At 76.3% G+C, this 6,363-nt stretch carries 6 protein-coding genes; 3 read left to right on the top strand and 3 right to left on the bottom strand.

Going from position 1 to position 6,363, the window contains the following annotated elements:
- Positions 1-160: 160 nt before the first annotated feature.
- Positions 161-652, bottom strand: a complete 492-nt coding sequence (locus ACFV0G_RS22770; RefSeq protein WP_380550788.1) for a heme-degrading domain-containing protein — start codon at positions 650-652, stop codon at positions 161-163.
- On the bottom strand, positions 649-1,725 hold the full coding sequence (locus ACFV0G_RS22765; protein ID WP_380550785.1) for a Gfo/Idh/MocA family oxidoreductase: 1,077 nt from the start codon (positions 1,723-1,725) through the stop codon (positions 649-651). Before ACFV0G_RS22765 ends, ACFV0G_RS22770 begins: the two co-directional genes overlap by 4 nt.
- A 53-nt stretch (positions 1,726-1,778) precedes the next feature.
- Here ACFV0G_RS22765 and ACFV0G_RS22760 point away from each other — a divergent pair, with 53 nt between their 5' ends.
- A complete protein-coding gene (locus tag ACFV0G_RS22760) occupies positions 1,779-2,897 on the top strand; it encodes an ROK family protein (RefSeq protein WP_380550782.1) in 1,119 nt (372 codons plus the stop codon).
- Positions 2,898-3,001: 104 nt separating this feature from the next.
- Here the strand turns inward: ACFV0G_RS22760 and ACFV0G_RS22755 are convergent, their stop codons facing one another.
- A complete protein-coding gene (locus ACFV0G_RS22755; protein ID WP_380550779.1) occupies positions 3,002-4,513 on the bottom strand; it encodes an FAD-dependent monooxygenase in 1,512 nt (503 codons plus the stop codon).
- 88 nt (positions 4,514-4,601) lie between these two features.
- Between ACFV0G_RS22755 and ACFV0G_RS22750 the strand changes: the two genes are divergently transcribed.
- Together ACFV0G_RS22750 and ACFV0G_RS22745 are read left to right on the top strand one after the other, a co-directional pair.
- Positions 4,602-5,243, top strand: a complete 642-nt coding sequence (locus ACFV0G_RS22750) for a TetR/AcrR family transcriptional regulator (RefSeq protein WP_380550776.1) — start codon at positions 4,602-4,604, stop codon at positions 5,241-5,243.
- 55 nt (positions 5,244-5,298) lie between these two features.
- A complete protein-coding gene (locus ACFV0G_RS22745; protein WP_380550773.1) occupies positions 5,299-6,066 on the top strand; it encodes a ribonuclease H in 768 nt (255 codons plus the stop codon).
- The last annotated feature ends 297 nt before the right edge of the window (positions 6,067-6,363 follow it).

The following is a 6,363-nucleotide window of genomic DNA, read 5'->3' as shown; positions in this document are numbered from 1 at the left end:
GTGGGGGCGCGGCGGCGCGCCCGGCGCGGACCCCCGCGCCCCGGCCGGGGCGCCCCGCGCCCCGGGGTATCGGGTCCCCCGGGGGGGGGCGCGGCCCCGCCCCCACCGGCGTTCGCCGGCGGGTGGGGTCGGGTTACCGATGAGCCGGACTGACGTGTCGTCAGTTCTCGGCGAGGTGGCGTTCGAGGGCGGTGACGACGAGCAGGTGGTCCTCGGCCTGCGGGAGGCCCGAGACGGCGACCGTACCGACCACGCCCACCCCGGCGACGGTGAGCGGGAAGGCCCCGCCGTGTGCGGCGTAGGTGTCCGGGTCGAGGCGCGAGTCCGTGTCGAAGCTGCGCCCCCCGGCCGCGAATCGCATGCCGACCAGGTAGGACGAGCAGCCGTAGCGGTCCACCGTCCGGGTCTTGCGCCGGATCCAGGCGTCGTTGTCGGCGGACGCGCCGGGCAGCGCACAGTGGAAGAGCTGCTGGCCGTTGCGGCGGATGTCGACGGCGACGGGTGCGTTCCGCTCCCGGGCGAGCTCGACCAGGAGGGTGCCCAGCCGCCAGGCGTCGTCGTTGTCGAACCGGGGGAGTACCAGCCGTCGTTCCTGCTCCTCGATCCGGCTGACCAGGGCGGCGGCCTCGGCCGCGGTCGGCGTGCTGCTCATGCGGCGGCCTCCGTGGCGAGCGTGATCGTCCGGCCCTCGGCCGCGGAGCGGCGGGCGGCCTCCAGGACCTCCAGGGCGGCGACGGCGTCGCGCGGGTCCACCGGCGCCGGCGCGCCGTCGCGCACGGCCCGCACCACCCCGGCGTAGAACGCCGGGTAGTCGCCGGGCAGCGAGGGAGTGGGCCGGGCGTCGCCGTCCGCGCCGAGCAGGCCGAAGTCCTCCGGGGCCTCCGCGCCCCAGCCGGGCCCCGGGCGCAGGCCCGCGCGCAGGGCGTCCTCCTGCGGGTCCATGCCGTGGGTGACGTACGCCGAGCGGTCGCCCAGGATGCGCAGCCGGGGGCCGGACTGCCCGGTCAGAGCGCCCATCCACAGGTGGGAGCGGACGCCGGAGGCGTGGGTGAGGGCGACGAAGGCGTCGTCGTCGACCAGGGCGCCGCGGCGGCGGACGTCCACCTCGGCGTAGACCTGCACGGCGGGCCCGAACAGCTGGAGGGCCTGGTCGACCAGGTGGCTGCCGAGGTCGTACAGGATGCCGCCGGCCTCCGCCGGGTCGGCGGACTCGCGCCAGCCGTCCTTGAGCTCTGGCCGCCAGCGCTCGAAGCGCGACTCGTAGCGGTGCACGGTGCCGAGTGCGCCGTCGGCCACCAGGGCGCGGGCGGTGCGGAAGTCCGCGTCCCAGCGCCGGTTCTGGAACACGGTCAGCATCAGTCCGCGCTCCTCCGCCAGGTCGGCCAGCGCGGCCGCCTCGGCGGCGGTGGCGGCCAGCGGCTTGTCCACCACGACCGGCAGGCCGGCCGCGAGGGCGGCGCGCGCGAGCGGCACGTGCGTCCGGTTGGGCGAGGCCACCACCAGGAGGTCGAGGGCGGCGGGGTCGGCCAGCAGCTCCTCGGCGGAGCCGACCGCGCGGGTGCCCGGGTGCTCGCGCTCCAACTGGGCGCGCCGCTCGGGGCTCGCCGTGGCGACGGCAGCCAGCCGGAGCCCGGGGGTGGTGGCGATGAGGGGCGCGTGGAAGGCGGCGCCCGCCAGCCCGTATCCGACGAGGCCGACGCGCAGGTCGGGGCGTTCTGTGGTCATGAGTCCAGTTAAACAACAGCGTTTCCTAAGTGCAAGTGCAGCACAATGGGCCCATGACCATGCCGCCGGCCCCGACCGGCACCAACCTGGCCGGACTGCGCGACCACAACGCGGCCCTCGTCCTCGGCCTGCTCCGGGCCGAGCCGCACGGCGGCAGCCGGGTGGAGCTCGCCGCCCGCACCGGCCTCACCCCGCAGGCGGTCGGGAAGATCACCGCCCGGCTGCTCGACGACGGCATGATCATCGAGGCCGGCCAGATCGCCTCCACCGGGGGCAAGCCGCGCACCCTGCTCGAACTGCGTCCCGACGCCGCCTGCGCGGTCGGGGTCCACCTCGACCGGGACGAGCTGATCGTGCTGCTCGTGGACCTGGTCGGACGGATCCGCCACCACAGCTCCCGGCCGGTCGGGCCGGACCTCGGGCCGGCGGAGGCCGTCCGGACGATCGCCGAGGAGGTGCGGCGCGCCGTGGCCGCCGCGCCCGACACGGGCCGGGTGCTCGGGGTCGGGCTGGGCTGCCGCGGCCCGCTGGACTACGCCGCAGGCGTCCTGCACTGGTTCATCGCGGTCCGTCCGGGTGACGGATCCGCCGAATGGGACGCCTTCCCGCTCCGCGACGCGCTCGCCGCCGAGCTCGGCGGCCTCCCGGTCACCGTCGACAAGGACACCAACACCGCCGCCCTCGCCGAGACCGCCGGGCCCGCCCGGCCCGGCGGCGGCACCGCCTACGTCCACCTCGCCGGCGGCCTCGGTGCGGGCCTCGTCCTCAACGGCACCCTGCACCGCGGGACGCGGACCAACGCCGGAGAGTTCGGCCACCAGACCGTCCAGCTGGACGGGCCGCTCTGCGGCTGCGGCAACCGCGGCTGCCTGGAGGCGCTCTGCCTGGCCGAGCTGCGGCGCGGCGACCACGCCGCCGCCGCCCGGCTGCTCGGTGTCGGCGTGGCCAACCTCGTCCGGGTCCTGGACATCGACCGGGTGGTCCTCGGCGGCTCCGCCGTGCTCGCCGCGCCCGGCACCTACCTGGACGGCGTGACGGGCCAGCTCGCGGCCCGGATCCCCGACCCGGTGTGGCAGCAGGTCCCGGTCTCGATCAGTTCCGCCGGCCGCCTGGCGGTCGCCCTCGGCGCGGCCGAACTCGTCCTCGGCCCGCTGTTCGGCCGCCGCACCTGAGGTGCCGTACCTGAGGCACCGTGTCTTGAGGCGCCGCCCACGGTGCGCCGCGGTGCGTACGCGGCTGCGCCGGGTGTCCGTGCGGCCGGGGCGGGCGCCTCGCCTCAGGGCGTCCTCGCGAGGCCGCCCGCGATGGCGTCGAGCAGGGCCCCGCGGTCGGCGGCCGGGCCGTCCGCGGCCCAGCAGACGTAGCCGTCGGGGCGGACGAGCAGCGCGGTGGCGCCCGGGTCCTCGGCGCACGTGGCGCGGACGAGGTCGATCCCCGGCGGGAGCCGGAGGTCGCCGGGGACGGCTCCGGCCAGATCGAGCAGGACGGCGTGCCCCGAGCGGAACAGCGCCGACAGGCGGACAAGGCCGGTGTCGGTGACCAGCTCGGCGTCGGGCAGACGGTGCCCGGTGAGCGGATGGTCGCCGGGCAGGTCGTACCGGAGCGACAGGCCCGACATCAGACCCGCGAGGTGCCGGTTGGCATCGGGCAGCCGCAGCAGGTCGGTGACGATGTCGCGCAGGGCGGCCACGTCCTCGCCCGGGTTCGGATCCGCCAGGGCGCGCTGTGCCGAGGTGTGGTGCAGGACCTGGGCCCCGACCGGGTGGCGTTCGGCGTGGTAGCTGTCCAGGAGGCCGCTCGGCGCCCGCCCCCGGACGGTCGCGGCGAGCTTCCAGCCGAGGTTGAACGCGTCCTGCACCCCGAGGTTGAGACCCTGCGCGCCCAGCGGCGGATGGATGTGCGCGGCGTCGCCCGCGAACAGCACGCGGCCCGCGCGGTAGTGCTCCAGCTGCCGGGTGGCATCGGTGAACCGCGAGGCGTTGTCCACGGCGCCGAGGGCGGTCTCCGGGCCGTACACGGCCTGCAGCGCGGTGGTGATCTCCTCGGCGCCGACCTCCTCACGGGTGTCGTCGGTGTCGTCGGTGGTGTCCGCCCGGTCCGTCCGCCCGAAGGTGAGCCGGTACCGGTCGCCGCCGAGCGGCACCAGCACGGCCCAGTGGCCGCCCGCGTGGCGCATCAGGCTGCTCATGTGCCCGATCTGCTGCGGCACCAGCGGTGAGGCGGCCGACAGCCGGATGTCGGCCAGCACGGCCTGCTGCGTCCCGGGCCTGCCGGGGAACGGCAGCCCCAGCAGTCTCCGCACCGTGCTGTGGCCGCCGTCGCAGGCCGCCAGGTAGTGCGCCCGGACCTGCAGACCGTCCGCCGTCACGACCACGCCGTCGTCGTCCGGTGCGACCCCCGAGACGGCGGCGCCGCGCAGCACCCGGGCGCCGGCGGCGGTCGCCCGCTCCTCGAGCACCTCTTCGATCTCCCACTGGGGGACGGCGATCGGGCAGGGGTGCCCGGTCCGCCACGGCGTGCAGTCCAGGGGCACCGCCAGGGCCGCGAAATGCCCGGCCACCGGCTCCTGCGACACGACCCGCTCCACCAGTGGCGCCAGCAGTCCGCGCGACTCCAGCAGCTCGGCCGTACGGGGCTGGATCCCGCCGCCCTTCACCTGCTCGACGCGCCGGGGCAGCTTCTCCAGCACCAGGGTGTCGACCCCGGCCAGCGCCAGTTCGTACGCCAGCACCAGCCCGGTCGGGCCGGCGCCCGCCACGACGACCTCGGTCCCGATCCGCTCCACCATCGTCACTCCTCCTCGAATCTCGCCTCGGGGCAAATGTATACCAGGTGCAGAAATCCTCTCGGGGCAGTGCGCTGCTACGGTGGGTGCCGTGGACGGAAAGCCAGGGCTACGGGAGCGGAAGAAGCAGCGGACCCACGCGGCGATCTCCGATGCGGCGATCACGCTCTTCCTCGAACACGGCTTCCAGCAGGTCTCGGTGGCCCAGGTGGCCGAGGCGGCCGAGGTGTCCAAGCGCACCCTCTTCGCGTACTTCCCGGCGAAGGAGGACCTGGTGGTGCACCGCTTCGCCGACCACGAGGGCGAGAGCGCCCGCGTGGTGCGGGCCCGCCACCCGGACGCCTCCCCGTTTGCCGCCCTGCGCGAGCACTTCCTGAACGGCCTGCACGAGCGGGACCCGATCACCGGGCTCAACGACCACCCCCAGGTGCTGCGGCTCACCCGGATGATCCTCGACGCGCCCTCGCTGGTCGCTCGGATGGAGCGGTTCAAGACCGGTGCCGAACGCGCCCTCGCCCGGGCCCTGCACGAGTCGGCGGACATCCCGGAGACCAGCGCGCGGTTGGCCGCCGTCCAGATCGTCGCGGTCCAGTGGGCGCTGGCCAACGACAACTCCGAACGCCTGGCGGGCGGGGAGCCGGCCGAGGCCCGCTACCCGGGCGCGGTGGCGGACGCGGAGCACGCCTTCGAGCTGCTGGAGAACGGACTGCGGCAGCTGACCCCGCAGCAGTGACGCGGGGCAGCAGCGGCTGCGGGTCGGCGTCGCTCGGCGCCCTCGGCGGTCTGGGATGATCGTGGGCATGGTTGAGCGAGTCATTGCCGCGTGCGACGGTGCGGCGAAGGGCAATCCGGGGCCTGCGGGATGGGCCTACGTGGTGGCGGACGGTACCGGGGCGGCGCAGCGCTGGGAGGCCGGCGCGCTCGGGCACGCCACCAACAACGTGGGCGAACTGACCGCGCTGGAGCGGCTGCTGGACGCGACCGACCGGGACGTCCCGCTGGAGGTCCGGCTGGACAGCACCTACACCCGGGACGCGGTGACCACCTGGCTGCCCGGCTGGAAGCGCAACGGCTGGCGGACGGCGGGCGGGAAGCCGGTCGCCAACCAGGAGCTCATCCAGCGCATCGACGCCCTCCTCACCGACCGCGACGTGACCTTCGTCTACGTGCCGGCCCACCAGGTCGACGGCGACCCGCTGAACGCGATCGCCGACAAGGCCGCCAGCGACGCCGCCCGCACCCAGCAGTCCGCGGCCGGCACCGCGGACGACCTCCCGGTGCCGGACCCGGCCGCCGCGTCCGCCGCGCGCACCGCCCGCCGCCGCCCGGCCGCCCGAGCGGGCGCCGCCACCGGTGGGCGGAGCACCGGCGCAGGCACGGGCTCCACCGCGCGGCCGGCCTCCGGCAGCCGCGGGGGCTCCGGCCGGCCCGCGCGGACGATCAGCGCGAGGTTCCCCGGCACCTGCCCCTGCTCCCGCCCCTACGGCAAGGGCGACCCGATCACCCGGGTGGGCGAGAGCTGGGGCCACCCCGACTGCGCCACCGCCCAGGGCTGACCCGCCGGACCGCCGGACCGCCGATCGTTGGGCCGGTGGACGGTGTCGGCTCGCGTTCCGCCCCGCGCCCCGGCGGGCTTCCCGGGCGGGCGGCGCACGGAGCGCGGACCGAGCCGGTCCGCCGCGCGCCGCGGCCCGGCTGCCGTTCGATTGCCCCGTCCGGTGGTACCACTGGAAGGGCGGGCGCACGCCGGCGGGCCCCCCGGGGGGGGGGGGCGTGGGCCGCACGCCCCCAAACATCACCCCCCCGTGTCACAGACTCGGCCGGGGCCGGGGGGGCGGGGGCGGGGGCGGGCG

The sequence above is a fragment of the Kitasatospora sp. NPDC059571 genome, from assembly GCF_042735675.1.
Taxonomy (GTDB): Bacteria; Actinomycetota; Actinomycetes; order Streptomycetales; family Streptomycetaceae; genus Kitasatospora.
Note: the sequence above shows the minus strand (reverse complement) of the source record. Positions and strands in the feature narration are given on the sequence as shown.